Origin of the sequence: Rhizobium sp. 862_C5_N1_2, from assembly GCF_051811205.1 — a bacterium.
In the GTDB taxonomy this organism is placed as follows: Bacteria; Pseudomonadota; Alphaproteobacteria; order Rhizobiales; family Rhizobiaceae; genus Rhizobium; species Rhizobium leguminosarum.
Map to the genome: position 1 here is coordinate 971355 of NZ_JBPWPT010000001.1, position 25095 is coordinate 996449.

Consider the following 25095-nt stretch of genomic DNA (forward strand, 5'->3'; position numbering starts at 1 on the left):
ACAAAAATTCAAAGGTTTACCAGCGCGAGGCTTGGGAGGTTCTACTCTGCAAGCGGAGGCCCCACCCACACGCCGACTGGTATTTCCGGGATACAATTCGCCAATCCGTCGAGCATGCCTTGCAACACGCCCTCGCTCAGCTCCTCAATCTTGCCGCTGGGGCCGACGAGGCTGTCTACCAGCAGCAAGGTAAGTCCATGCATTTGCGACCAGAATATTAGAATGGCACCATCGATCGTACGCGTGTTTGCCGCGGTGTTGGGAATGAGGCGCCCAAGAGCGCCGTCGCATATCGCCTCTACCACAACGGCTTTCATGCTGTAGGCCGCAGTTCTTTCGATCGCAGGGCGCCCATTGTCCTGGCCACCAAGGTAGCCGCCGAACATTAATCTGTAGAGCGCTGGATTGTTGACGCCGCCGCAAACGTAAGCGCGCGCTATAGCTGCCAGCCGCTCGCGCGGACTGTCGAGTTCCTTTGTCGCATCGGCCATCCGCTTCGCAAGGAGCTCAAATCCGACTGCCGAGACGGCGGCCAGCAATTCGCGCTTGTCGGCGAAGTGTTTGTAGGGGGCGTTGTGACTGACGCCCGCTCGTCGGGCGAGCTCCCGAAGCGAAAATTCCGTGCTCTGGGATTCGCTGAGGACATCGAGTGCCGCCTCCACGATCGCCCTGTGCAGGTCGCCATGATGATACGGGCGCTGCTCTGTGGTGGAAATATCTTTGGTCATATTCGTCCATTAGGTTTTTAAGTTGCTCGTGTCAACATTTTGACTGCGTGATGTTGACATTGTCTACTCTCATCTTTAAGTGGGCGTTGTCAACATGTGGCGTGCCCGTTCCGTCTACTATTTCGGCGCATACGAGCACGCGATCGGCGCCTACGGACGCTACAACAAAAAAGGTACATTGATGGCCGCTCAACATCCCGTCATAAACAAGAGGCACCGCATAGCGGAGCGTCCGCCATTCGAGCGTATCGCGCTGTTGTTGCAAGGCGGGGGGGCGCTCGGCTCATATCAGGCCGGCGTCTATCAAGCACTGGCCGAAGCCGGTCTGCATCCTGACTGGGTCGCCGGCATCTCCATCGGTGCCATCAACAGCGCTCTGATCGCCGGCAATCCGCCTGAAAGACGAGTGGAGGCGCTCAGGAGCTTCTGGGAGACGGTAACCGCCCCGGCTCACGGGTTTCCCACTCTGTTTTCGGCAATGCTAGGGGCGATGGGGTTCCAGGGTGATTTCGCGCGTGGCCTGCTCAATCAGGCACATGCCTTCGCCACCCTTATGGACGGCGCCGCGGGCTTCTTCAGGCCCCGTCCGGTGCCACCTTTCTTTTCATCCGCCGGCAGCATCGAGGCGGAAAGCTTCTACGACGTCGCACCGCTGAAGGCGACGCTGGAACGGCTGGTGGACTTCGACCGCATCAATGCAGGGGCCATGCGTTTCAGCGTCGGCGCCGTCAACGTACGCACCGGCAACTTCGAGTATTTCGATACCACGACCCACGATATCCGCCCCGAACATATCATGGCGAGCGGCTCCCTGCCGCCTGGCTTCCCGGCGACGAGGATCGACGGCGAGTGTTACTGGGACGGCGGCCTCATATCGAACACGCCGCTGCAATGGGTCCTCGATAACGCGCCGCGCCAGGACACGCTGGCCTTTCAAGTCGATCTCTGGAGCGCGAGTGGCGAGTTCCCGCGTGACCTTCTCGGAATCGAACTGCGGCAGAAGGATATCCGCTTCTCGAGCCGCACGCGCGCGGCGACCGACCATTTCAAGACGCAGCAGCGGCTGCGCCGCGCGCTCGGCCATCTGGTCGAACTCGTCCCGCAGGACGCTCTGCTGCAAGCCGATCCGGAGATCAAGCTGCTCGTCGATCAAGCCGACGAGAAGGTCTACAACATCGTCCAACTCATATATCGCGCCAAGAAATACGAAGCGAGCTCCAAGGATTACGAGTTCTCCCGGCTGACGATGGAGGAGCACTGGGCCTCAGGCTACAACGACGCCCTTCAAACATTGCGCCACCCCGAGGTGCTGCAGCGGCCCGGCACGCCGGACGGCGTCGCCATTTTCGACTTCGATTGAGATTTCACCAAAGAGAAGAGCACGACCATGAAGATCGCCGCAGTCCGCGAAAATGCCTTCGCGATGCCGCTCAACAATCCGGCCTATCCGAGGCCACCCTACAAGTTCTACAACCGCGAATTTGTCGTCATCAACTACCGGACCGATCCGGAGACCCTGCGCGCCGTCGTGCCGGAGCCGCTGGAAGTGATCGGCGACACCGTCGCCTATGAATTCATCCGCATGCCGGATTCGACCGGCTTCGGGGACTATACGGAAACCGGGCAGGTCATTCCGGTGCGCTTCACGACGCCATCGGGCAAGGTGCAGGAAGGCAGCTATGTGCATGCCATGTACCTTGACGACAACTCTCCGATCGCCGGCGGCCGTGAGATCTGGGGCTTTCCGAAGAAGCTGGCGACCCCGAAGCTTTCGCACGAGCAGGAGACGCTTGTCGGAACGCTGCACTATGGCTCGGTTCTCTGCGTCAGGGCGACCATGGGCTACAAGCATCGGGAACTCCCGCTGGAGCCGCTGGCCAAGGCAATGGCGAAGCCCGCCTTCATGTTGAAGATCATCCCGCACGTCGACGGTTCGCCCCGGATTTGCGAACTCGTGCGCTACTATCTCGAGGATGTGACCCTGAAGGGCGCATGGGCCGGGCCAGCAGCCCTGCAATTGTTCGAACACGCGATGTGCGACGTCGCGCGGCTGCCCGTGCGGGAGGTCACGTCGGCCAGCCATTACATCGCCGACCTGACGCTCGGCCTCGGCGAGGTCGTATTCGACTACCTCCAAAACGACTGATCTCCCGCAACTGAAAGGAACTATCCATGTCTCGATTTGATGGAAGAGTGGCGATTGTCACCGGAGCCGCGAGCGGCATCGGCAAGGAGATCGCGCTTCGCTTCGCAGCCGAAGGCGGCATTCCCGTGATCGCCGACCTCAATCTCGACGCCGCGAACGCAACGGTCGCCGAGGTCAAAAGCAAGGGCGGCGATGCATTCGCGGTGGCGATGAACGTCGCCGAAGAAGAGCAGGTGGAAAAGGCCGTTGTCGAGGTGATCGCCAGGTTCGGCAAGATCGACGTGCTGGTCAGCAATGCTGGCATCCAGATCGTCAAGCCGCTGGTCGACTTTCCCTTTGCCGACTGGAGAAAGCTGCTTTCGATCCATCTCGACGGCGCCTTTCTGACCACTCGCGCCTGCCTCAAACACATGTATGCCGCCGATTATGGCCGGGTGATCTACATGGGGTCCGTGCACTCCAAGGAAGCCTCGAAGCTGAAGGGGCCCTATGTCACGGCCAAGCACGGACTGATCGGACTGGCCAAGGTACTGGCAAAGGAGGGAGCCGAGCACAACGTCACCGCCAACGTGGTCTGTCCCGGCTTCGTGCGCACGCCGCTCGTCGACAAACAGATCCCCGAGCAGGCACGCGAGCTCGGCATCAGCGAGGAGCAGGTGGTCAAGGCGGTGATGCTCAAGGATACGGTCGACGGCGAGTTTACCAGCACCGATGATGTGGCCGACGCTGTTCTCTATTTCGCGGCGGCCAAGTCCAATGCCGTGACGGGTCAGTCGCTGGTCGTGAGCCACGGCTGGTTCATGGAGTAGGATCGATTGCGGACAGACGGACGACACCCTTTGCGGCGCCGTGCGACAGAAACGCTCCAACACCCCTGACCAACTCTACCTCGCGACGAGCCGCAGTAGGCTCGCGCTATCTGGATTAGTATCAAAGGAAATGAACATGGAAGTCTGTAATGGTTTGCGGCGGGCCCTCGCGAAGGCCCGGCGACCTTCGGTGGCAACGAACCGCTCTGTCGACGGCGTAAGCGTGCGTGGAGTGACTGCGATACTGCGGAATGTCGGGCAGACTGCCGCGTTCGGCATTCTTGTGGGATTCGCCACACTGCCGACAGCCCGCGCGGATGAACCGACACCTCCGTTCAAGCCAGCGATCAGCGACGAGGCCGCGACCGCCGTTTCGCAGATGGGAAAGACGCTGCACGCCAGGGACCTGTCGGTCACGGCAAGAACGATCAGCGTCTATCTGGACGAATTCGGACAACCGCTTCACATCTTCCATACGATCAAAATCGCCGCCCGCCGGCCCGATCGGATCGCCGTCGAGTTTATCGGCGATGACGGCAGACACGATCTCTTCTACGACGGCAAGGCGGGCTCGGTCTTCTTTCCCGACAGAAAGAAATACATGACGATCCCCGCGTCGGGCGACATATCGTCCGCGCTCGACGAGATCGCAGACAAGCTGGACCTCGATTTTCCGCTCGGCGTCCTTTTTGCGGGCTCTCCGGACGAAGTGCTGCTGGGCGATGCCATGGCGGCCGAGCAGGTGGGCATGGCTACCATCGACGGGGTCGAGTGCCGGCATCTGCTTTTCTCACAGAAGTCCGGCATCGATGTGGAATTGTGGCTCGAGAAGAATGACGCGGCGACGCCGCATCGCTTGGTCGTCACCTACCCGTTGCTGCAGGGCCAACCAAGCTTTGTTGCCGAATTCACCAGTTGGACGACCGAGCCCCCTCTGTCCGACTCCGAATTCACCTTTGAACCTCCTGCTGATGTGAAAAAGATCGAGCCGACACCAGCCGTCGCGTCGGGAACCGAGGGGAGGAAGTGGTGAACCATCTCAAGCGCACCTGCCTTGCTTTTCTCGCTTTAACGGCCATCACATCGGACGTTGCCTTCGGTCAGTTTGCGCCGCCCCCCGGCGGCCCGCCGTCCCTGCCGTCTGGAGGGCCACCGCATCTCCCGTCGGGCGGGCCAAGCGGGGGCCCACGTCCGCAGATAGGCCGCACTCCGCGTCCACCAATGGCGAGCCACCGTCGGCCGCCGGTGAGCGCTCAGAACCGCCCTCCGGCGAACCCACGTACTCGTATGCCAGGTGTCGGCGGCGCAAAGGGGCGATTGGCGGAAGGGCCTGGCCGCGGGGGGAGTAACGCGTCTGGAAATATCCGCAACACGCTGAACTCGGGCGGTAACATCAACGGGAACCGCACCTTCATGAACTCCGGCGGCAACATCGCCGCAAAGGACTCGGGCAATGTCACCGTCAACAATTCCGGCGATGTCAAAGTCTCCGGCAACGGCAACGGATACTTTGGCAGTGGATACTATGGTCGTGGAGACCACGGCGTCGGCGACTACGGTGACGGAGAGTATGGCGGTGGGGATTATGGTCGTGGATACTATCGCCGCGGAGCCTATGTTCTGGGCGGGTATGCGGCAGGCGTCGTCACCGGTGCGGCAGCCGCCTCCAGCACCGGCGGAACGACATATTCTTCCGACGGATACCAGTCTGGATCCGCTACAGGTTCCTCTGGCACAGCGTCCTCGGGTTCGTCCCACCGCACCTCTTCGGGTTCTGCCGACGCGTCGTCGTCGGGTTCGTCCCAGGCGGGCTCTTCAGGTTCGTCTCACGCCAGGTCTTCAGGCTCATCTGGCGGGGAATATGCGAGCTCTTCCGATCAGAGCCGCTCCGACCGGCCCGTTGGCAGCGGAGAGGGCGGGTCGAACCAGAGCGGCGGCAATGGCAGGTCCCAGTCTGTCAATCCGCTGATTGCCGGCCTGTTTGAGAGCCTGCCACCGGAGGGCACGGCATGGTCATCGGAGGATGCGGTCGGTTGGCTTCAGGCTGCGGCCGCCAATCTACGGATCGTCTATAAGATCCAGGGAAACATCACGGTCACGGGCGAAGTCCCGCCGTCGGATGACAATCGCGTTCCTAGCGGCAATTAGATTCAGCTCAGCATGGGAAGAGGCAAAGGCCGGATACGTCGCACGACGTATCCGGCCTTTGCCAGCATCGAAAGTTGCACAGCTCCGTCCGCTCTGACGCACCTCGCCAAATCAGGCCATTCGTTTCGAACGCCGCAGAAGCCCGTTCATAACGAGGTTAATGTGCGCCTCCATAAGCGCCCTGCCGTCGATCGGCTTTCGATCGGCAAGCATGAGATGCCAGACGGCAATCTGAAAAATCGAACTCGCGAGCACGTCAGGCGTATTGGTGGCCGTATCATGTCTCAACTCTCCCGATTTCACGCCTTCCTCGACCAAGGCCGTGAGGGCTGCAAGCGTCGGTGCGATGAATAGCTCATGACGGCAATCGACCATTTCGGGAAGACGAGTTCCTTCGGCGACGGACAAGCGCAGGAGTTCTCTCGTCTTTCGGTCGTTGGCCGTATTTTCATAAGCGATAAGCAGTAGGTCGCGGATCCTATCGGCGCAGGATCCCCGAAGGCTGCCGATGGCGGTCGACAGGTCTGCGGATGACGTCGACGCGTGACGAAACATCTCCTGGAAAAGAACATCCTTGGTCGGGAAATAGAGGTAGACCGTTCCCTTTGTTATCCGCAGTCGGGTTGCGACATCTTCAACTCGGGTTGCCGCATAACCTTTTGCCGCAAACTCCTCGAACGCGGCCTCCAGTATTTCATGGGGACGCCGCGCCTTCCGTTCCGCCCGCGATGTTTTTTTAATAACTCGGTCGATCATCCAATTGGAATTGTTCGGCTGTCCGGCGGCTAACCGCATCTGCTTCACCTATGCCCATGTTGCGTGTGTCAACATTTTCTGACGGAGATGTTGACATCGTCTACTTTAGCCATTAAGTGGGCGTTGTCAACATTGGGCGATGGCCTGTTAGGAGCAAAAAATGCAGTCCTTTCGATTGCTGGGAATTGGTCTCGCCTGCGCAGTCCTAGCTGCCTGCGAAGAGAAAGCTGAAGTTGCGCCGCCGCCGCAGCAGGTCCGCGTCGTCGCGGCAGCCGAGGCTCAGTATCAGCCGGGTGCGGAAATCACCGGCGAGGTGAAGGCGAGGGTCCAGACCGAACTCTCCTTTCGCGTCAGTGGCCGGGTTCTTGAGAGAAGGGTCGACGTCGGGTCGCATGTCCGCGCCGGCGACGTCCTCGCCCGGCTCAACGACACGGAACAGCAGGCGGACGTCAGCGTCGCCCGTGCCGCGCTGGCGTCGGCGCAGGCCGTCGTTGCGCAGAAGACGCTCGCCTTCGACCGGGCGAAGTCACTCCTGCAGTCGCAGGCCGTTCCGAGGGCGGTCTTTGATGATGCCCAGACGGAGCTGCTGAGCGCACAGGCTTCCCTCGAGGCCGCCGAGGCCGCGCTCGCGACGGCAGAGGACGCTCTGTCCTACACCGAGCTGAAGGCCGCCGCAGACGGCATCATCACGGCGCGCAGCATCGAAGCCGGGCAGGTGGTGTCAGCAGCGCAGTCGGCCTTCACGCTCGCCCATGACGGGCCACGAGACGCAGTGTTCGACGTCTTCGAGGCGTTCTTTCTGGATGGCCGGCCGCTGAACGACGTCGAGGTCGCACCGGTCTCCGACCTTGCGAGCGACGTCCACGCCAGCATTCGCGAGGTCTCTCCCGTCATAGACGCGAAGGCAGGCACGATCCGGATCAAGGTGGGACTGCAGGACGGCGCGCCATGGCCGCTCGGAACGCCTGTCGTGGGCAAGCTGCGCGCCTCGCCGCGCGACGGAATCGTGCTGCCCTCTACCGCGATCGCATCAGCCGGGGGCGAACCTGCCGTGTGGCTCGTCAACACTCAAAACCAATCCGTTTCGCTCCGTAGGATCTCGGTCGACCGATATCGCCAAAGCGATTTCGTCGTCACCGGCGGCGTCGCCGCACAAGACCTGATCGTCACCGAAGGCGGAAAGTTCCTCAAGGAAGGCCAGGCCGTCGCCTGGGAAGGCAAGTGAGATGACCCTCAATCGCATATATACCTCTCTCCCGCTTCTTCTGTCAGTGTCGCTGCTTGCAGGCTGCGATCAGAGCTCCGTTGCGGGGGAGGAGACGGTCCCCCGCCCTGTCAAAGTCGTCATGGCCGCGGCCGAACAGGACAAAATCGTAAGTTTGCCCGGCGTGGTGCGAGCCCGCATCGAGACCGACCTGGCGTTTCGGACGCTGGGGCAAATGGTGTCTCGCAAGGTCGATGTCGGTGACCTTGTGCACAAGGGCGATGTCCTGGCGGAAATCGATCCGCTCACTCTGCAGCTCGCGGTCACGAGCGCGGAGGCGGAATTCCACAACGCCCAGGCGCAGTTCGAGAACGCCGCGACGACGGAAACCCGCAAGCGAAGGCTCGTCCAAAGCAATGCAGCGAGCATTGCTGATCACGATCTTGCCGACCAGCAGCTCAAGTCGGCTACCGCCAATGTTGCGAAAGCGACGGCCAGCCTTGCGAAGGCGCGCGAGCAGCTAGGCTACGCCGAGCTGAGGGCCGAGTTCGATGGCGTCGTGACCGCCACGTCCGCAGAAATGGGGCAGACCGTTTCTGCCGGCCAACCGGTCTTGAAACTGGCACGCCTCGAGCAGCGCGACGTGGTCGTCGACATGCCGGAAGCGCAGTTCAGTCGCATTCGCCTGGACGACCGCTTCAACGTCGCCCTCCAGCTCGACAGCAGGATCCAGGCGACTGGCGTGGTCCGCGAGATCGCACCGCAGGCCGATCCCAATACCCGCACCTATCGGCTGAAGATCGGGATCGATCAGGCGCCGGACATCTTCCGCCTTGGCGCCGTGGTCACCGCGACGCCGCTTGTCGGAGAAAGGAAGCAGGCGATCACGCTGCCGCTCTCCGCCATTCGCCATGAAGGCGGCACCAGCCAGGTATGGGTGGTAGATCGCTCGACAGCCACTGTCGCTCCGAGAGTGATTGAACTGGAAGGTCCGGCGTCCGCCCCCCGTTCTGTCCTGGTTCAAGCGGGCCTGCGGGAAGGGGAAGAGATCGTCATCGCCGGAGTCGATGAACTCACCGATGGACAGAAAGTGCAACTCGGACAGGAGCCACGCCCGTGAACAAATTCAACCTTTCTGACTGGGCGCTCGAGCATCGTTCTCTCGTCTGGTACTTCATGATCATGTTCGCGGCGGCGGGCGCCTTTGCCTATCTCGGGCTCGGCCGCGAGGAGGATCCGTCCTTCACGATCAAGACGATGGTGATCCAGGCCCAGTGGCCGGGCGCTTCTGCCCAGGAGGTGACGCAGCAGGTTACCGACCGCATCGAAAAGAAGCTCCAGGAACTCGACAAACTGGAACATACCCGCAGCATTACGACTGCCGGTCAAACGATCGTCTTCGTCGATTTGCTGCCGGATACGAACGCACGGGACGTAAAGCCCACCTGGTCGCGCGTCCGCAACTTGATTGACGATATCAAGCACGAATTCCCCCAAGGCGTGGTCGGCCCCTTCTTCGATGACCAGTTCGGCGACGTCTATGGCAATATCTTTGCCTTCACGGCGGACGGCCTCAGTCAGAGAGAACTGCGCGATTTCGCAGAGGGTGCCCGAACGCAGATCCTCAACATCCCCGACGTCGGCAAGGTCGACATCGTCGGTGCGCAGGACGAGGTGATCTACCTCGAGTTCTCCACCCGCAAGATCGCCGCTCTCGGCATCGACCGCTCCGCCATCATTGCCACGCTCCAGGCGCAGAACGCCGTCACCCAGTCCGGCTTTGTCGAAACGGGGCCGGAGCGGGTCGCTTTGCGGGTCGGCGGGCGTTTCATCTCTGAAGACACCCTGCGGGGGATCAATCTCAGGGTCAACGACCGGTTCTTCCCGCTGACCGACGTCGCCACGATCACCCGTGGTTACGTCGACCCGCCGACGTCGCTCTTCCGCTTCAACGGAAAGCCCGCCATTGGGCTCGCGATCGGCATGAAGACGGGCGGCAATGTGCTTGCCTTCGGCGAAGCGCTTGACAAGACGATGAGCAAAATCACCCAGGAGCTTCCGGTCGGCGTCTCCGTCGAACAGGTATCCGACCAACCGAAGGTGGTTGAGGAGGCAGTCGGCGGCTTTACGAAAGCCCTGTTCGAGGCAGTCGCGATCGTGCTCGCGATCAGCTTCATCAGTCTGGGGATGAGGGCCGGCCTGGTGGTGGCAATCGCGATCCCGCTCGTTCTCGCCATCACGTTCATGGTCATGTTCTACACTGGCATATCGCTGCAGCGCATCTCGCTTGGAGCGCTGATCATCGCGCTCGGCCTCCTCGTCGACGACGCCATGATCGCCGTCGAGATGATGGTTGCACGGCTGGAAGCGGGCGACAGTCTCACGAAGGCCGCCACCTACGTCTACACATCGACTGCGTTTCCCATGTTGACCGGCACTCTGGTTACGGTCGCGGGCTTCATCCCCGTCGCTTTCAACAAGAGCAACGCCGGCGAGTTCACCTTCACGCTCTTTGTCGTCATTGCGGTTTCGCTCGTCGTTTCATGGGTGGTCGCGGTCGTGTTCACGCCCCTGATCGGGGTGACCATTTTACCAAAGACAATGAAGAAGCACGCTGAGCACAAGGGTCGGTTTGCGAAGGCGTTTTCGAACGTGCTGCAATTCTGCCTGCGCTGGCGCTGGATGACGATCGTCGCAACAGTCCTTCTCTTCGCTGGATCAATCGTTGGCCTGTCTATGGTGCAACAGCAATTTTTCCCGAGCTCTGACCGTCCGGAACTGATCGTCGACTGGAACCTGCCGCAGAACAGTTCGATCGCCGAAACGAGCCGCCAGATGGCCCAGTTCGAGCATGAGATGCTGACTGACAACCCTGGCATCGAGCATTGGTCGACATACGTTGGCAGGGGTGCGCCGCGCTTCGTTCTTTCCTTCGACGTGCAGCCGGCTGACGTTTCTTTCGGCCAGACGGTCATTGTCACCAAGGGACTGGACGTCAGGGACAAGCTGAAGCAGCAGATGGAAACCTACCTTCAGAAGACGTTTCCGGGAACGGACGCTTACGTGAAGCTTCTGGACATCGGGCCTCCGGTTGGCAAGCCGATCCAGTACCGTGTGTCCGGCGAAAATCTGCAGACGGTGCGCGACCTGGCACAGAAGCTGGGCTCGATTGTCGGCACTTATCCTTCCCTCAGGAACATTGCCTTCGACTGGAACGAGCCGGCCCGTGTCGTGAAGATAGACGTGTTGCAGGACAAGGCCAGACAGCTCGGCGTCTCGTCCCAGGACATCGCAATGGCGCTCAACACTGTCGTACAAGGAAATGCCGTAACGCAGGTCCGGGACGACATCTATCTGGTCGATGTCATCGGTCGTGCCGCGGAAAAGGAGCGCGGCTCGATCGACACCCTGCTTGACCTGCAACTGCAAAGCAGCAGCGGTCAATCCGTCCCGCTGTCATCGGTCGCAACCTTCCACTACGAGCTCGAACAGCCGACAATCTGGCGCCGCGACAGAATTCCGACCATCACGATCAAGGCCGGGATCGGCGATGCGACGCAGCCGGCGACGGTGGTGAAGGCACTCTCCGACAAGGTTTCAGCTTTCGAAAAGACGATGCCGGCCGGGTATTCGGTCAAGATCGGCGGCGCGGTCGAGGAAAGCGCCAAGTCGCAAGGTCCGATCGCGAAGGTGGCGCCGGCTATGTTCGTCATCATGGCGACGCTGCTGATGATCCAGCTTCAGAGCTTCCACAGGCTGTTCCTGGTCTTCTCGGTGGCGCCGCTGGCCCTTATCGGCGTCGTCGTGGCACTGCTCGCCAGCAACTCGCCGCTTGGGTTCGTCGCACTCCTGGGTGTGCTCGCGCTGGTCGGAATCCTCATCCGCAACTCCGTGATCCTGATCGTGCAGATCGAGGAGCTGCGTGCAGAGGGAATGTCGGCATGGAAGGCGGTGGTGGAGGCGACCGAACACCGCATGCGGCCGATCATGCTCACTGCCGCGGCCGCGACTCTGGCCCTGATCCCGATCTCGCATGAGATTTTCTGGGGTCCGATGGCTTACGCGATGATGGGTGGGATCGTCGTCGGAACGGCGCTGACGCTTCTCTTCCTGCCGGCGCTCTACGTCGCCTGGTTCCGGATTCTTCGCGAAGCCGAGCAGCACTGAGATGACCACATCCCTCTCACTCCCTGGGCGCATTGCCCAGGGTCTCACCAGCTTTGGGTTTGGGTTCGGCAAGGCGATCGCTGCCCGCTTGGGCCGCGCCGTCCTGGTCCTTGTGGCCCTGTCACTCGTTACATCGGGTTGCGCCAACCGGGTGCAGGATGTCCTGCAGCCTCTCGCCGTGGCCCCGGCCGGCACGAGCCGGGTCACCATGCTCGTCGCCACGACGCGCAAGCCTTCGGAGGATCCCGGCAAACTCTTTTCCGGCGACCGCGGGACGGCGATTTCCCTTAACAGCGTCGACGTATCCATCCCGCCCGATCGGAACCGCAAGATCGGAGAGGTGCAGTGGCCGTCCCGCATGCCGCCCAACCCGCAAAAGCAGTTTGCGGTCACGCAGGTTGCCAAGGTGCAATCCGAGGGCCAGGCGTTCGACTGGTACCGGAAGAATCGAAACACCAAGCATCAGGTCATCATTTTCGTGCATGGCTTCAACAACACCTATGCCGATGCCGTCTTCCGCTTCGCGCAGATCGTCCATGACTCGGGAACCGACGCCGCACCGATCCTCTTCACCTGGCCATCAAGGGGCCGTGTCTTCGATTACCTCTATGACAAGGAGAGCGCCAACTATTCGCGTCGCGCTCTGGAGGATCTGATCCTCCAGGCTGTGAACAGTCCCGACGTCTCCGATGTGACGATCCTCGCCCATTCCATGGGCGGCTGGCTTGCGGCCGAGGCGCTGCGTGGCGTCGCCATGCGCGAGAAATCAATCCCGACGAAGGTGAAGAACGTTGTTCTCGCATCGCCGGACATCGATATCGACGTGTTCCGTCGCCAGTTCACCGAGATGGGGGCGAAGCGGCCACACTTTGTGATCCTGACATCGACACGTGACAAGGCGCTGGAGATGTCGAGCTGGTTATCGGGTGGCGTTAGCCGCGTCGGCGGGTCCGATCTCAGACCCTACGCGCCTCTTCTCGACCAACTCGGCGTTTCCGTTATCGATACCAGCGCCATCGCGACGAATGATCCGCTCGGCCACAATGCCTTCGCCGACAGTCCTGAGATCGTGCGCCTGCTCGGGCGGCGGCTGGCAGGGCAGAGCCTCGAGGGTGGAGAGGCAAGCGTTGCCGATCAGATCGGGATGACGGCGGCCAATTTCGCCGGCTCGGCAGCGCGCGTAGCCGTTGCGGCTCCAGTCGCGGTCATCAGCCCGGAGGCGCGAGAAATCCTGAAGCGGGAGCTCTCCTCGAATGGGGGAAAGATGGTGGATGGTCAGATTGCGTACTGATCGTCAGCCGCCTCGATCAGAGCGGTCTGAGACCCGTCCAGCATGCGGACTAGATAGGATTGGCAAATGGAAGTTGGCACGACTGTAAAAAACCAGCCGCGAGCTGATTACATCTCCTCGATCGTCGAAGCCGGCACGGCAGCGTGCCGGCTGTACGGGCCCACGAAAACAAACGTCGTCGATATTGCTCGACTGCTGGGGAAGTCGCCGGCAAGTGTGTACAAAATCTTCCCCTCCAAGGCGGCGATTTGGGATGCCATCGCCGGGAATTTTTTCGAAACTGACCTCCGCTTCACTCCGTCTGCCGACGGCGAGCTCACCAGTGCGGCGAGCCGCCTGAAAAAAACCGCGCTCGGGCAACACCGCCTGATGCTGCAGGCACGTCTCGGCGACAGCCAGATGTTCGACCTCGTTGTTCTCGCCGCAGACGGCAGTTGGCCATCATTCAGAGACCATCTGAAACGACTTGAGGCGCATGTGAGGGAGCTCGTTTGCGCCGGCATCGCGAATGAAGAGTTCGTTCCGAGGAATGTTGACGCGGCCGCATCCTGCTTTTGCGCCTCAATCATCTCCTTATGGGACCCCAGAATTATTGGCGCCCTGCCTTGGAGCCACTGTGAGCTATCAGCTCATGAACTCGCTTCCTTTGCAGTTGCAGCTCTCCGGCCAAGTTCCCCAGGCGTGGAGAGCATGGCCGCGGAATGACGCCCCCAGATGCGGCCGCTAGGCCGCGAGGATGGTGATCCCGTACGAATTGGCGGCCGCAGTCATGCGAGCGATGGTTTCCGCCGAAGGGCTGACCTTCGGTGGCTCGGTCGTGCCTTCCGCTTCGATAAACTCGGCCATGTCTCGATCGACGACCGCGGAAAAGACCACGGGAACGGTTCCGCGGTTGGAATAGCCGTGCACCATGAAGGGCGGGATGGTGACGATGTCGCCGGCGCTGGCTTCGATCTCTTCGGGGCCGCTGTCGCTCAGGCGCCAGATCGTCAGCTTTCCCTCGATGATGCGGAACACTTCCGGGCTCGCATGCGCATGTTTCGGCGTCCGGCTGCCTGATGGCACGGTGACGTCGAAGATATTGAGCCAGGCTCCGCTGATTCTAAGCCGCCGCTCGACCCGGTCGCCGAGGACGAAAAACCGCTTTGCCTCGTCGCTCGCAGGCATTTTCACAAATGAGTTGGACATCATGTCTCTTTCTTTTTCTTACAGGGCTTCTTCTTATGGGCTTTTTCTTGCGGGCGCAGCCGTTAGACCTTTGCGACGCCTTTGACAACCCGCCCTGTTGTTGGGGGTAACATCGCCGAACGCTTTCAAAGAAGCGCGCTACATCGGCCGAAGCGATGAACAAACGGCTCCGTTGCCAGGGGTTCAGCGCCGCTCGCGCGCCACTGCGTCACGAGACTGTCGGGGCCGATATCGGTACTTTGGGGCGTTTCCGCAAGGTCCGCCAATGCCGCATCAGCTATGCGAAAATGACTGAGGCCAGAGGGTGCGAAAGGCTCGGCGCCTGTAATACCGCCGACACAGAAGGGGCGCATAGAACGCGGCGGCCGTTCTTAGCCGTTCTTGGGGGCCGTCATTCCACGCCGTCCCGGCATTCACATTGATCATTCACATTGATGGAGCGTATCCATGTCCTCTCTTCCCGTCGTCGGCGCCGCCATGACGCTCGATGAAGTCGAACTTCACCGTGACTGGCTGTTCGAAAAGTCCCGCGATCTCGAATTGCAGAGCTTCGTCGATGCCGAGATTCTGAACGGTGACTGGGCGCCGCTCGCCGCCCGCGCCAGAAGGCTTCTCGACGGTCATGGTGGCCGCCTCGGCATTCACGGCCCGTTCTGGGGCTTCACCATCGCCTCGGAAGATCCAGATATCCGCGCCATTGTCACCCGGCGTCTGCTGCAGGGGCTCGATGTCTGCGCCGCCATCGGCGCGACCCAAATGGTCATCCACAGCCCCTATACGTCCTGGTCCTACAACAATCTCGACGACAATGCCGGCGCCCGCGAGGCCTTGGTCGAGCGCACGCACATGACCCTGCGCGATGCCGTCAGGCGCGCCGAGGATATCGGCTGCACCATGGTCATCGAGAACATCGAGGACAAGGATCCGCATATTCGCGTGGCGCTCGCCGAAAGCTTCCAATCGCCTGCCGTCGCCGTCTCGATCGATACCGGCCACGCCCATTATGCCCATGGCTATACCGGTGCTCCGCCGGTCGATTATTACGTCAAGGCCGCTGGCAATCGCCTGCAGCATGTCCATCTGCAGGATGCAGACGGATATGCCGATCGCCATTGGTGCCTCGGTGAGGGCTCGATCCACTGGCACGCTGTCTTCAGGGCCCTTGCCAAGCTCGAAAGCAATCCGCGCCTCATCATCGAGATCAAGGATAAGTCCAAGATCCCGGCTTCATCAGCTTTTCTCGCCTCGATCGGCGTAGCTGAATAAGGTTCTAAGCCCGGCCCGCTCTCCCTGGTTCCCGTGCTCGCCACAGGAGGGGAGGGTGGAGTCGCACTTCATCAGAACCGGGTGATCACGCTGATTCCCGTGGCCTCAGCCTTGTCGAGCGCCATCAGCGCCGGCACCGCCTCCTCGAGGCTAACCCGCCGTCCGATCAGCTTCTGCGGCGCGATCTTGCCGGCCGAAAGCATCGACAGCATGGCGTCGTAACGCCAGGCCTGCATGCCGTGGCTACCGTAGATTTCCAGCTCGTGGCCGATCACCTGCGCCATTGGAATCTGCGGCGTCGCGTGTTCACCCAGCATCAGCCCCACCTGCACATGCCGCCCGCGCCGGCGCAGATTCTTGATCGAGTTGAAGCAGGTGACGGGATGGCCGAGCGCATCGATCGAGACATGCGCGCCGCCCTTGGTGATTTCGCGCACCGCTTCCGCCACGTCGGCGAGACCTGACGCATTGACCGTCGCCACCGCCCCGCACTCCCGCGCGAAGGCGAGCTTCTCCTCTGAAATGTCGATGCCGATCGCATTCGCCCCGAGTGCGGTGGCGATCATGATCGCTGACAGGCCGACGCCGCCGCAGCCATGCACGGCGATCCATTCGCCAGGCCCGGTGCGGGCCTGATCGGCGACGGCGCGAAACGAAGTGGCGAAGCGGCAGCCGAGGCTTGCCGCCGTCGCATCGTCGATCGTATCGGGCAGGTGCACCAGATTGGTATCGGCATAATCGATCGCCACATATTCGGCGAACGACCCCCAATGGGTGAAGCCCGGCTGGAACTGGTTCGGGCAGACCTGCTGGTTGCCGGAATGGCATTCGCTGCAATGGCCGCAGCCGGAAACGAAGGGCACGGTCACCCGGTCGCCTACCTTGCAGCGCATCACGCCGCGGCCGGTGGCGACGATCCGCCCGGCAAGCTCGTGTCCCGGCACATGCGGCAGGCGGATATCCGGGTCGTGGCCCATCCAGCCGTGCCAGTCGCTACGGCAGAGCCCGCTGGCCCCGACCGCTATGACGACGCCATCCTCGGTTGGCGTCGGATCGGGCAGGGTGCGGATTTCGGGCGCCTGTTCGAAGGCTTCGTAGAACATGGCTTTCATCGGTGTCTTCCCTTGCTGTCTATCCGCGATTGCGCGCATGATGCCATGCGGCAGGCAGCCATTCCAACATTCCATTCCATCATTTTTGCTGATGCACCCATCGATGAAGCCGCCGTGCTGCGCACGAATATTGCGGCCTGCCGCCATTCCCCGGCATTTTCTTGCTTCCGCGTTTCCGCTCGGGATTTGTCCTTGACCCGGCTTGCCGCGGCGGTTTTTCCTTCTCCGGCTTCAGGAGGAAACCATCATGGCCGTCGATACATCACCCCGTTCAACCACCTGGACCCATGTCGACGGGGAGTGGCTCCCCGGCAATCCGCCGCTGATCGGGCCGACCTCGCATGCCATGTGGCTGGGCTCCACGGTCTTCGACGGCGCCCGCTGGTTCGACGGCATCGCGCCGGATCTCGACCTGCACTGCCAGCGCATCAACCGCTCGGCACTCGCCATGGGCCTGAAGCCGGTAAAATCAGCCGAGGAGATTGCCGCACTTGCCTGGGAAGGCGTCGCGAAATTCGACGGTGCGACGGCAATCTATATCAAGCCGATGTATTGGGGCGAACACGGTTCGCCCGGCAGCGTCGTCGCCGTCGACGGGGAATCGACCCGCTTCGCGCTCTGCCTGTTCGAGGCGCCGATGGGCGGCCATGGCGGCACCAGCCTCACCGTCTCGCCCTATCGTCGCCCCTCGCCGGAAACCGCGATGACCGAGGCGAAAACCGGCTCGCTCTATCCAAACAGCGGCCGCATGATCGCCGAAGCGCGCAGCCGCGGTTTCGACAATGCGCTGGTGCGCGACCTGAATGGCAACGTCGTCGAGACGGCTTCCTCGAACATCTTCATGGTCAGGGACAGCGTGGTGATGACGCCCGCTGCCAACCGCACCTTCCTCGCCGGCATCACCCGCGCCCGCGTCATCGGCCTGCTGCGCCAGGCCGGTTTCGACGTGCACGAAGCAACGCTCTCCGTCGAGGATTTCATGCAAGCCGACGAGATCTTCACTACCGGCAACTATTCCAAGGTCGTCAGCGTCACCCGCCTAGACGACCGCGATCTCCAGGAAGGCCCGGTCACCCGCAAGGCGCTGGAACTCTACATGGATTGGGCCTACGGCAGGAGCGAAAGCGAGGAGTGAGCCACGATCCCGCGAAGCGGGAGCAATCGATCCAGTGAATCGATTGCAGTGGCGAACGCCCGGAGCGCAAGCGCAGGGCCGGCGCTGTCGGTGCCAGCCACACCCGAGCCCATTCGCAAAAAAAGTGAGAGCAGGCCTACCCGGGGCGCACCCTCACGTCATCCACTTCCGATGTTCCGCAAATCTCTCCGCCAAGAGATCGATGAACAGCCGCACCTTGGTCGGCAGGTGGCTGCGGTTGGGGTAGACGGCGTTGATGTTGAACTCGATCGGCCGGTAGTCCGGCATGATCTTCACCAGCCGCCCTTCGGCGATGTCGTCGAACACCACGAAACTCGGCGCCAGGAAGATGCCCCGCCCGGTCAGCGTCAGGAAGCGCAGCATCTCGGCACTGTTGGAGACGACATTGCCGCTGATCTTGACGCTCTCCTTTTTGCCCTCGCCATCCTCGAAGCGCCATTCGTCGCCATAGGGGTAATAGGCATATTGCAGGCAATTGTGATCGGCGACCTCGGCCGGCGTCTTCGGCATCGGACGGCTCTCGAAATAGGCCGGCGAGCAGACGAGCATATGGCGCCAGGGCGTCAGCTTGCGCGCGACAAGCGACGAATCCGGCGGCAGTACGGTGCGCATCACCAGATCGTAGCCATCCTCGATCATGTCGACCATCCGCTCGCCGACGCTGAAATCGAGTGAGATCGACGGATAGAGCTCCATAAATTCGCTGACGACAGGCGAGAGGAAACGCACGATGGCGCTGCTGGTATAGACCTTCAACGTGCCGCGCGGCGTCGAACTCAGCGCCCCCGCCGTCCGGTCCGCCTCTTCCAGCTCGGCCAGGATCTGCAAAGAGCGCTCATAGTAATATTTGCCGGTTTCGGTCAGGCTGACCTTGCGCGTCGTGCGGTTGAGCAGCCGCACGCCGAGCCGGTCCTCCAGCGATTGCACGTGGTTGCCGACCATGGTGACGGACATGTTGAGCCGGCGCGCGGCGGCGGAAAAACCACCGCATTCCACCACCCGGCCAAAGACTGTGAGGCTTGTCAGCCGATCCATATTGCCCTCGGATTATCCGCTGAGAGTTGATGATCCTTCCCGATTTAAGCAGATTATCAAAATAAATGTCAGGGTGCATTTTCCTGCGCATCGAACATGGCCTCTCACGGAGGAGGCCAACGGTGAAGGAGAATTGCGATGGTCGAGTTACCCCACAGGCAAGTTTTCGAAAGTGCGAAGCAGGCCGAGCAGATCTTGGCCGAGGAAGCCGCCAGGGCGCCGGCCGCCGAGGCGCCCGCCATGCCTGTCTCTGAAGCGCCGGTCGCCGAAGTACCGGCTGCGGACGCATCAGTCGCGGAAGCGCCCAAAAAGACCGGCCGTCGGATCGTCAAGCGCGCCGTCATTGCCGCCGCGCTGCTTGCCGGCGTCGCTTTCGCGGGCGATTTCGGCTATCGCTACTGGACGGTCGGCCGCTTCATCGAAACCACCGACGATGCCTATGTGAAGGCCGATTACACCACTGTCGCCCCGAAGGTCGCCGGCTATATCAGCCAGGTGCTGGTCAACGACAATGACGCGGTCAAGGCCGGCCAGGTTCTCGCCCGCATCGACGATCGCGACTTCCAGGCTGCACTGTCGCAGGCCAGAGCCGATGTGAAGGCGGCCGAAGCCGCCATCACCAATATCGACGCCCAGATCTCCTTGCAGCAATCGGTGATCGAGCAGGCGAGGGCGACGATCGATGCCTCGCAGGCGTCGTTGGATTTTGCCGTGTCCGATGCCGCCCGCTCGGCCCGCCTGATCACCAACGGCGCCGGCACCCAGTCTCGCGCCGAACAGACCCAGTCGGCCCGTGACCAGGCCGCTGCTGCCGTCGAGCGCGACCGGGCAGCCCTCGTCACGGCTCAGAATAAGGTGCCGGTGCTTCAGACCCAGCGCGAACAGACCGTTGCCCAGCGCGACCGTGCGGCCGCCGCCGCCCACCAAGCAGAGCTCAACCTCTCCTATACGGACATCGTCGCTGCCGTTGACGGCACGGTCGGCGCCCGGTCGATCCGGGTCGGCCAGTATGTCACCTCGGGCACGCAGCTCATGGCCGTCGTGCCGCTGCATGCGGTCTATGTCGTCGCCAATTTCAAGGAAACGCAGCTGACCTATATCAGCCCCGGCCAGTCGGTCGAGATTAAGGTCGACAGCTTTCCCGATATCTCGATCAAGGGTCATGTCGACAGCGTTTCGCCGGCAAGCGGCCTGGAATTCTCGCTGCTGCCGCCGGACAATGCCACCGGCAATTTCACCAAGATCGTTCAGCGTATCCCGGTCAAGATCGTCATCGACGACGAAGCGCCGAGCGGGCTGTTGCGCTCGGGCATGTCGGTCGAGCCTGAAATCGATACCAAGGCTGCCCAAACCCGAGCTGCCGAGACCAAGGTGGGCGAGACCAAGCCTGCCCAAGCCTCTGGGGCGGCCGAAGAGGGATTATCCAGCCACGCTGGATGATCCTTCCCTTCTTCGCCCAATGATCCCGATCATTTCCGAATGATCACCCGAATCCCGTCATGAGAAAGTTTCCCGCGAGAGCTGGAAGGAGATAAGCCATGGCCACTCTTCAGATCGCCGCAAACGGCAATTCGCTGACGCGCCCCGCCGCCGCAGCGCCCGTGGCACCTGCCGTCATGAGCCCTCTGCGCATGTGGGCAGCCGTTGTCGGCTCGACGCTCGGCGCCTTCATGGCCGTCCTCAACATCCAGATCGTGAACGCCTCGCTTGCCGATATCCAGGGCGCGATCGGCGCCGGCACGGATGACGGCGGCTGGATTTCGACTTCCTATCTGATCGCCGAGATTGTCGTCATTCCGCTGAGCGCCTGGTTGGCGCGCGTCTTCTCGGTCCGTAACTATCTGCTTGTCAACGCCATCCTCTTTCTCATCTTCTCCGTCGCCTGCGCCTTCGCGGCCAATCTGCAGCAGATGATCATCCTGCGCGCCATTCAGGGCTTTTCCGGCGGCGTGCTGATCCCGATGGCCTTCACCATCATCATCACCCTGCTGCCCAAGGCCAAGCAGCCGATCGGTCTCGCGCTCTTTGCCCTGTCTGCCACCTTCGCGCCGGCGATCGGCCCGACGATCGGCGGTTATCTCACCGAGAACTGGGGCTGGGAACATATCTTCTACGTCAACCTGGTGCCCGGCGCGCTGATGGTCGGCCTGCTCTGGGTCTCGCTCGACCGCGCGCCGATGAACCTGAAGCTGCTCGCCAAGGGCGACTGGCCGGGCATCGTCACCATGGCGATCGGCCTTGCGGCCCTGCAGACCGTGCTGGAAGAGGGCAACAAGGAAGATTGGTTCGGCTCCGATTTCATTGTCCGCCTGTCTGTTATCGCTGCCGTCTCGCTGACGCTGTTCCTGATCATCGAGCTGAAGACCGCCAATCCGCTGCTGAACCTTCGCCTGCTGGTGCGCCGCAATTTCGGCTTCGGCATCGTCGCCAATTTCCTGCTCGGCATTGCGCTTTACGGCTCGGTCTTCGTGCTGCCGATCTATTTGACCCGCATCCAGGGCTATAATTCAGAGCAGATCGGCATGGTTCTCGCCTGGACCGGCATCCCGCAGCTGCTGCTGATCCCGCTGGTGCCGCGCCTGATGAAGCGTTTCGATGTCCGCCTGCTGATCGTCGTCGGCTTTGCCCTTTTCGCCGCCTCGAATTTCATGAATGTGCATATGACCGGCGATTATGCGAGCGATCAGCTGTTCTGGCCTAACATCGTCCGCGCCATCGGCCAGGCGCTCGTCTTCACGCCCCTCTCGGCAATCGCTACCGCAGGCATCGAGCAGGAGAATGCCGGTTCGGCTTCCGCACTCTTCAACATGATGCGCAATCTCGGTGGCGCCGTCGGCATCGCCTCGCTGCAGACCTTCCTGTCGAAGCGCGAACAGTTCCACTCGAACATCCTGACCAACTCGGTCTCGGTCTTCGAGGAAGCCACCCGCGATCGCATCGCCAGGCTTACCGGCTACTTCATGAGCCACGGTGTCAGCGATCAGGCGCTCGCCAGCCACAAGGCCGTCGTCGCCATCGCGCTCAAAATACGCAAGCAGGCCAATATCATGGCCTTCAGTGACACCTTCTTCCTGCTCGGCGTCGCCCTCGTCGTCGCCCTGCTTGCAACCCTGCTTCTCAGGAAACCCGGTCAACTCTCCGGCGGCGGCGCTCACTAGCGCCCCGCCTCCCTCAAGGAGAAGAAAGCCATGACGTCAGCGATCTACGCTCCCGATACCGACAGGCTCCAAACGAAGACCGCCGGCCATGCCGTCAGCGCCGCTGCGCTGCTCTCCATCATCGAATGGCTCTCCGGCGATGAATGCCACGCGCTCGATGAAGCGGGCCTCGTCTCCGGCCTCGGCCGCAGGCTCCAGGCGCTCGGCCTGCCGGTCGACCGGCTGACCTTGCATCTGATGACGCTGCATCCCGAGTTCATCGGCCGCACCATTGCCTGGGCGCCGGGCGAGCCGGTCGAGATCCACGACCGGGAACACGGCGCGCGCGTCGCCATATCAAATACGCCGCTGCGCAAGGTCATGGAAACCCGCGAACCGCTGGTCGTCGATACCAGAGAAAGCGTGCATGGCCGCTGGCAGCATATCGATGTCTTTGCCGATCGCGGCCTGATGCAGCTCGTCATCGCGCCACTTTGCAATGTCGACGGCCCGGTCAGCGCTGCCGTCTTCGGTACGAAGCGGCCGGGCGGCTTTACCGCCTCCGAACGTCAGGTAATCGAGCGCATCCTGCCGGCGCTGCGCAACACCAGCGAACTGCGCATCCTTCGCCAGGTCGAGCTCAGCCTGCTCGATACCTATATCGGCCCGCTGACGGCAAGCCGCATCCTGGCCGGCCGCATCCGCCGCGACGAGGTCGAATCGATGGAGGCAGCCCTGCTGCTCTGTGATCTCAGAGGCTTTACCGAACTGTCGAACCGGCTGCCGGGCAGCACCGTGCTCGGCTTGCTCAACGCCTACTTCGATAAAATCGTGCCGGCCATCACCCGCGAAGGCGGCGAGGTGCTGAAATTCATGGGCGACGCCGTGCTTGCCTTTTTCCCGGGCTATGATGCCGCCCATTCGTGCGGCGCGGCCCTGGCATCGGCCCGCGCTATCCTCGATGAGATCGACCATTTCCAATATGAGGGCCTCGGCGTGAAGGCCGGCATCGCCCTGCATTACGGCGAGGTCAGCTACGGCAATGTCGGCTCCGGCCGCCGCCTCGACTTCACCCTGATCGGCGGCGACGTCAACCTGGTCAGCCGCATCCAGACCGCCTGCAGCGAACTGGGAGAGCCCTTGCTGATGTCGGCGCCGTTCCGTGAGGAGGCCGGGGCAGGGGATGTCGTCTCTGTCGGGGCGCACGGGCTGAAGGGTTTTGCCGATCCGGTGGAGCTGTTCACGATCGTGCGGTAGGTGCCAAACCGCCCACTTGCATAAAATGCATGGCAGGTCTGCCCGAAACGGCTTCGTCTTCCCCCCATCTTTTCGCCATAGTGGCGCCGAAATTCCGCAAGCGGGGAGGAAGAGGCTTATGACTGTGCTGTTCGACGAACAAGGTGAGATCATCCGCGAACTGGGTGTCGCCGCCGACATCGACCCTGAGCGCGAAATCGAACGGCGAACCGGTTTCCTCAAGGATTATCTCATCGCTTCGGGCATGCGCGGCTACGTCCTCGGCATCAGCGGTGGCGTCGATTCGCTGACGGCAGCGTTGCTTGCCCAGAAGGCGGTGCGCGAGCTGCGGGACAGCGGCCACGCGGCCGAATTCATCGCCGTGCGCCTTCCCTACGGTGTCCAGGCTGATGAGGCGGATGCGGTGAGGGCGCTGGAAACGATCGGCGCCGACCGCTCGATGGTAGTCAACATCAAGGCGCCGGCGGATGCGATGCTTGGCGCCGCGTTAAACGGCGGCCTCGCCTTTGCCGATGCGGGCCGACAGGATTTCATCCTCGGCAATATCAAGGCCCGCCAGCGGATGATCGCCCAGTTTGCCTTGGCCGGGGCGCTTGGCGGCCTCGTCATCGGCACCGATCATGCGGCCGAGGCGGTCATGGGCTTCTTCACCAAGTTCGGCGATGGCGCGGCCGATATCCTGCCGCTCGCCGGCCTTAACAAGCGCCGGGTCCGCCTGCTGGCAAAGCGGCTCGGCGCCCCGGACGAGCTGGTGTTCAAGGTGCCGACCGCCGATCTCGAGGACCAGCGCCCGTTGCGTCCCGACGAGGAGGCCTATGGCGTCAGCTATGACGAGATCGACGATTTTCTCGAAGGCAAGCCGGTCGGCGAGATCGCCCGCCGCCGCATCCTCGCCGCCTATCGGGCGACCGGCCACAAGCGCGCCCTGCCGGTCGCCGTCAACGCCCTCTGATGCCCCTCGGTGTCGCGGGTGTGGCCGACATAGCGTTTACGGCCTGAGCGGCGAGCCGGTCCGTCCTGATGAGGCGAGATAGGCGTGCGGCGCGAAATAGACGCCGTCGGCATCGAAGGCCTCGAGATCTTCGGCCTGCAGCGCCTCGCGCACCTTCGGTCGCGCCGCCACCCGGGCCATGAAGCCGTGCAGATCAGGCCATTGCTTGAGATCGATGTCGGTCCAGGGCGACCAGTTCAGGCAGACGAAGAGATAGGCATCTGCCACCGTGAAGGCATCGCCGGTGAGATAGGGTCCGGCAAGACGGCCGTTCAGCCAGGTGAGCCGCTTCGAGATCAGCGCGCGGACCTCGCCATGAACGCTGGAATAAATCGGGTTGAAGAGCAACACCATCGGCTTGTGCAGCTCGGCGGTGATGAAGTTGAGATAGGATTGCACCTCGTTGCGGCGGATGTCGCCGACATCAGGCAACATAGCTGCCCCTTCCGGCACGCTGTCGGCGAGGAACTGCACGATCGCCGGCCCCTCGGTCAGCACCTTGCCATCGTCGAGCATCAGCGCCGGCACATAGCCGTTGCCGTTGATGGCGAGGTAATCCTCGCCGTCGCTCGTCCTGTGGGTCTGCCGGTCGACCTGGACGAGCTCGATATCAAGCCCCAGCTCACGGCAGATGATGTGCGGCGAAAGCGAACAGGCGGCTGCGTGCATATAGAGTTTCATTGCGGTTTCCTCTCCTTGGGGAG

General features: G+C 62.1%; 22 protein-coding genes. 16 read left to right on the forward strand and 6 right to left on the reverse strand.

Going from position 1 to position 25095, the window contains the following annotated elements:
- Positions 1 to 41: 41 nt before the first annotated feature.
- On the reverse strand, positions 42 to 728 hold the full coding sequence (locus ACD590_RS04920) for a TetR/AcrR family transcriptional regulator (protein WP_028733821.1): 687 nt from the start codon (positions 726 to 728) through the stop codon (positions 42 to 44).
- A 181-nt stretch (positions 729 to 909) separates the two neighbouring features.
- Here ACD590_RS04920 and ACD590_RS04925 point away from each other — a divergent pair, with 181 nt between their 5' ends.
- The 5 genes from ACD590_RS04925 to ACD590_RS04945 all read left to right on the forward strand — a co-directional run bounded on the left by ACD590_RS04925 (position 910) and on the right by ACD590_RS04945 (position 5831).
- The gene (locus ACD590_RS04925; RefSeq protein ID WP_130759500.1) at positions 910 to 2088 is read left to right on the forward strand and encodes a patatin-like phospholipase family protein; all 1179 of its coding nucleotides are present in this window, start codon (positions 910 to 912) and stop codon (positions 2086 to 2088) included.
- Positions 2089 to 2115: 27 nt separating this feature from the next.
- On the forward strand, positions 2116 to 2874 hold the full coding sequence (locus ACD590_RS04930; protein ID WP_439002264.1) for an acetoacetate decarboxylase: 759 nt from the start codon (positions 2116 to 2118) through the stop codon (positions 2872 to 2874).
- A gap of 26 nt (positions 2875 to 2900) precedes the next feature.
- Positions 2901 to 3683 (forward strand): 3-hydroxybutyrate dehydrogenase, encoded by a 783-nt coding sequence (locus tag ACD590_RS04935; RefSeq protein WP_439002265.1) that lies wholly within the window; start codon positions 2901 to 2903, stop codon positions 3681 to 3683.
- A gap of 136 nt (positions 3684 to 3819) precedes the next feature.
- Positions 3820 to 4716: a DUF2092 domain-containing protein gene (locus ACD590_RS04940; protein ID WP_439002266.1), complete on the forward strand. Its 897-nt coding sequence runs from the start codon at positions 3820 to 3822 to the stop codon at positions 4714 to 4716.
- A 380-nt stretch (positions 4717 to 5096) separates the two neighbouring features.
- Entirely contained in the window at positions 5097 to 5831 is a 735-nt protein-coding gene (locus tag ACD590_RS04945) for a hypothetical protein (RefSeq protein ID WP_439002267.1), read from the forward strand.
- Positions 5832 to 5942: 111 nt separating this feature from the next.
- Here the strand turns inward: ACD590_RS04945 and ACD590_RS04950 are convergent, their stop codons facing one another.
- Complete coding sequence (locus ACD590_RS04950) at positions 5943 to 6626, reverse strand: TetR/AcrR family transcriptional regulator (RefSeq protein ID WP_439002268.1); 684 nt, start codon at positions 6624 to 6626, stop codon at positions 5943 to 5945.
- A gap of 121 nt (positions 6627 to 6747) precedes the next feature.
- Here ACD590_RS04950 and ACD590_RS04955 point away from each other — a divergent pair, with 121 nt between their 5' ends.
- From ACD590_RS04955 to ACD590_RS04975, 5 genes are all read left to right on the forward strand, one after another.
- A complete protein-coding gene (locus ACD590_RS04955; protein WP_439002269.1) occupies positions 6748 to 7812 on the forward strand; it encodes an efflux RND transporter periplasmic adaptor subunit in 1065 nt (354 codons plus the stop codon).
- Between the two features lies 1 nt (position 7813).
- On the forward strand, positions 7814 to 8911 hold the full coding sequence (locus ACD590_RS04960) for an efflux RND transporter periplasmic adaptor subunit (protein ID WP_439002270.1): 1098 nt from the start codon (positions 7814 to 7816) through the stop codon (positions 8909 to 8911).
- Entirely contained in the window at positions 8908 to 11958 is a 3051-nt protein-coding gene (locus ACD590_RS04965; protein WP_439002271.1) for an efflux RND transporter permease subunit, read from the forward strand. The genes ACD590_RS04960 and ACD590_RS04965 overlap by 4 nt, the downstream gene beginning before the upstream one ends.
- Before the next feature lies 1 nt (position 11959).
- Positions 11960 to 13249: an alpha/beta hydrolase gene (locus tag ACD590_RS04970; protein WP_439002272.1), complete on the forward strand. Its 1290-nt coding sequence runs from the start codon at positions 11960 to 11962 to the stop codon at positions 13247 to 13249.
- Between the two features lie 66 nt (positions 13250 to 13315).
- The gene (locus ACD590_RS04975; protein WP_131702222.1) at positions 13316 to 13954 is read left to right on the forward strand and encodes a TetR family transcriptional regulator; all 639 of its coding nucleotides are present in this window, start codon (positions 13316 to 13318) and stop codon (positions 13952 to 13954) included.
- An 18-nt stretch (positions 13955 to 13972) separates the two neighbouring features.
- Here the strand turns inward: ACD590_RS04975 and ACD590_RS04980 are convergent, their stop codons facing one another.
- Entirely contained in the window at positions 13973 to 14440 is a 468-nt protein-coding gene (locus tag ACD590_RS04980) for a cupin domain-containing protein (RefSeq protein ID WP_028733833.1), read from the reverse strand.
- 444 nt (positions 14441 to 14884) lie between these two features.
- Here ACD590_RS04980 and ACD590_RS04985 point away from each other — a divergent pair, with 444 nt between their 5' ends.
- A complete protein-coding gene (locus ACD590_RS04985; RefSeq protein WP_028733834.1) occupies positions 14885 to 15703 on the forward strand; it encodes a sugar phosphate isomerase/epimerase family protein in 819 nt (272 codons plus the stop codon).
- 71 nt (positions 15704 to 15774) lie between these two features.
- Here the strand turns inward: ACD590_RS04985 and ACD590_RS04990 are convergent, their stop codons facing one another.
- On the reverse strand, positions 15775 to 16815 hold the full coding sequence (locus tag ACD590_RS04990) for a zinc-dependent alcohol dehydrogenase family protein (protein WP_439002273.1): 1041 nt from the start codon (positions 16813 to 16815) through the stop codon (positions 15775 to 15777).
- A gap of 247 nt (positions 16816 to 17062) precedes the next feature.
- Here ACD590_RS04990 and ACD590_RS04995 point away from each other — a divergent pair, with 247 nt between their 5' ends.
- Complete coding sequence (locus tag ACD590_RS04995; RefSeq protein WP_028733836.1) at positions 17063 to 17950, forward strand: branched-chain amino acid aminotransferase; 888 nt, start codon at positions 17063 to 17065, stop codon at positions 17948 to 17950.
- A gap of 153 nt (positions 17951 to 18103) precedes the next feature.
- Here ACD590_RS04995 and ACD590_RS05000 read toward each other — a convergent pair whose 3' ends face one another.
- Positions 18104 to 19006, reverse strand: a complete 903-nt coding sequence (locus ACD590_RS05000) for a LysR family transcriptional regulator (RefSeq protein ID WP_018446283.1) — start codon at positions 19004 to 19006, stop codon at positions 18104 to 18106.
- 138 nt (positions 19007 to 19144) lie between these two features.
- Between ACD590_RS05000 and ACD590_RS05005 the strand changes: the two genes are divergently transcribed.
- The 4 genes from ACD590_RS05005 to nadE all read left to right on the forward strand — a co-directional run bounded on the left by ACD590_RS05005 (position 19145) and on the right by nadE (position 24352).
- Positions 19145 to 20446 carry an HlyD family secretion protein gene (locus ACD590_RS05005; protein WP_018446282.1) on the forward strand — a complete coding sequence of 434 codons (1302 nt, stop codon included), beginning with the start codon at positions 19145 to 19147 and terminating at the stop codon, positions 20444 to 20446.
- A 98-nt stretch (positions 20447 to 20544) separates the two neighbouring features.
- Entirely contained in the window at positions 20545 to 22164 is a 1620-nt protein-coding gene (locus tag ACD590_RS05010) for an MDR family MFS transporter (RefSeq protein WP_018446281.1), read from the forward strand.
- A gap of 30 nt (positions 22165 to 22194) precedes the next feature.
- On the forward strand, positions 22195 to 23400 hold the full coding sequence (locus tag ACD590_RS05015) for an adenylate/guanylate cyclase domain-containing protein (protein WP_439002274.1): 1206 nt from the start codon (positions 22195 to 22197) through the stop codon (positions 23398 to 23400).
- 118 nt (positions 23401 to 23518) lie between these two features.
- Positions 23519 to 24352, forward strand: a complete 834-nt coding sequence (gene nadE, locus ACD590_RS05020) for an ammonia-dependent NAD(+) synthetase (RefSeq protein WP_028733840.1) — start codon at positions 23519 to 23521, stop codon at positions 24350 to 24352.
- A 36-nt stretch (positions 24353 to 24388) separates the two neighbouring features.
- Here the strand turns inward: nadE and gstA are convergent, their stop codons facing one another.
- Positions 24389 to 25072: a glutathione transferase GstA gene (gene gstA / locus ACD590_RS05025; RefSeq protein WP_439002275.1), complete on the reverse strand. Its 684-nt coding sequence runs from the start codon at positions 25070 to 25072 to the stop codon at positions 24389 to 24391.
- Between the last annotated feature and the right edge of the window lie 23 nt (positions 25073 to 25095).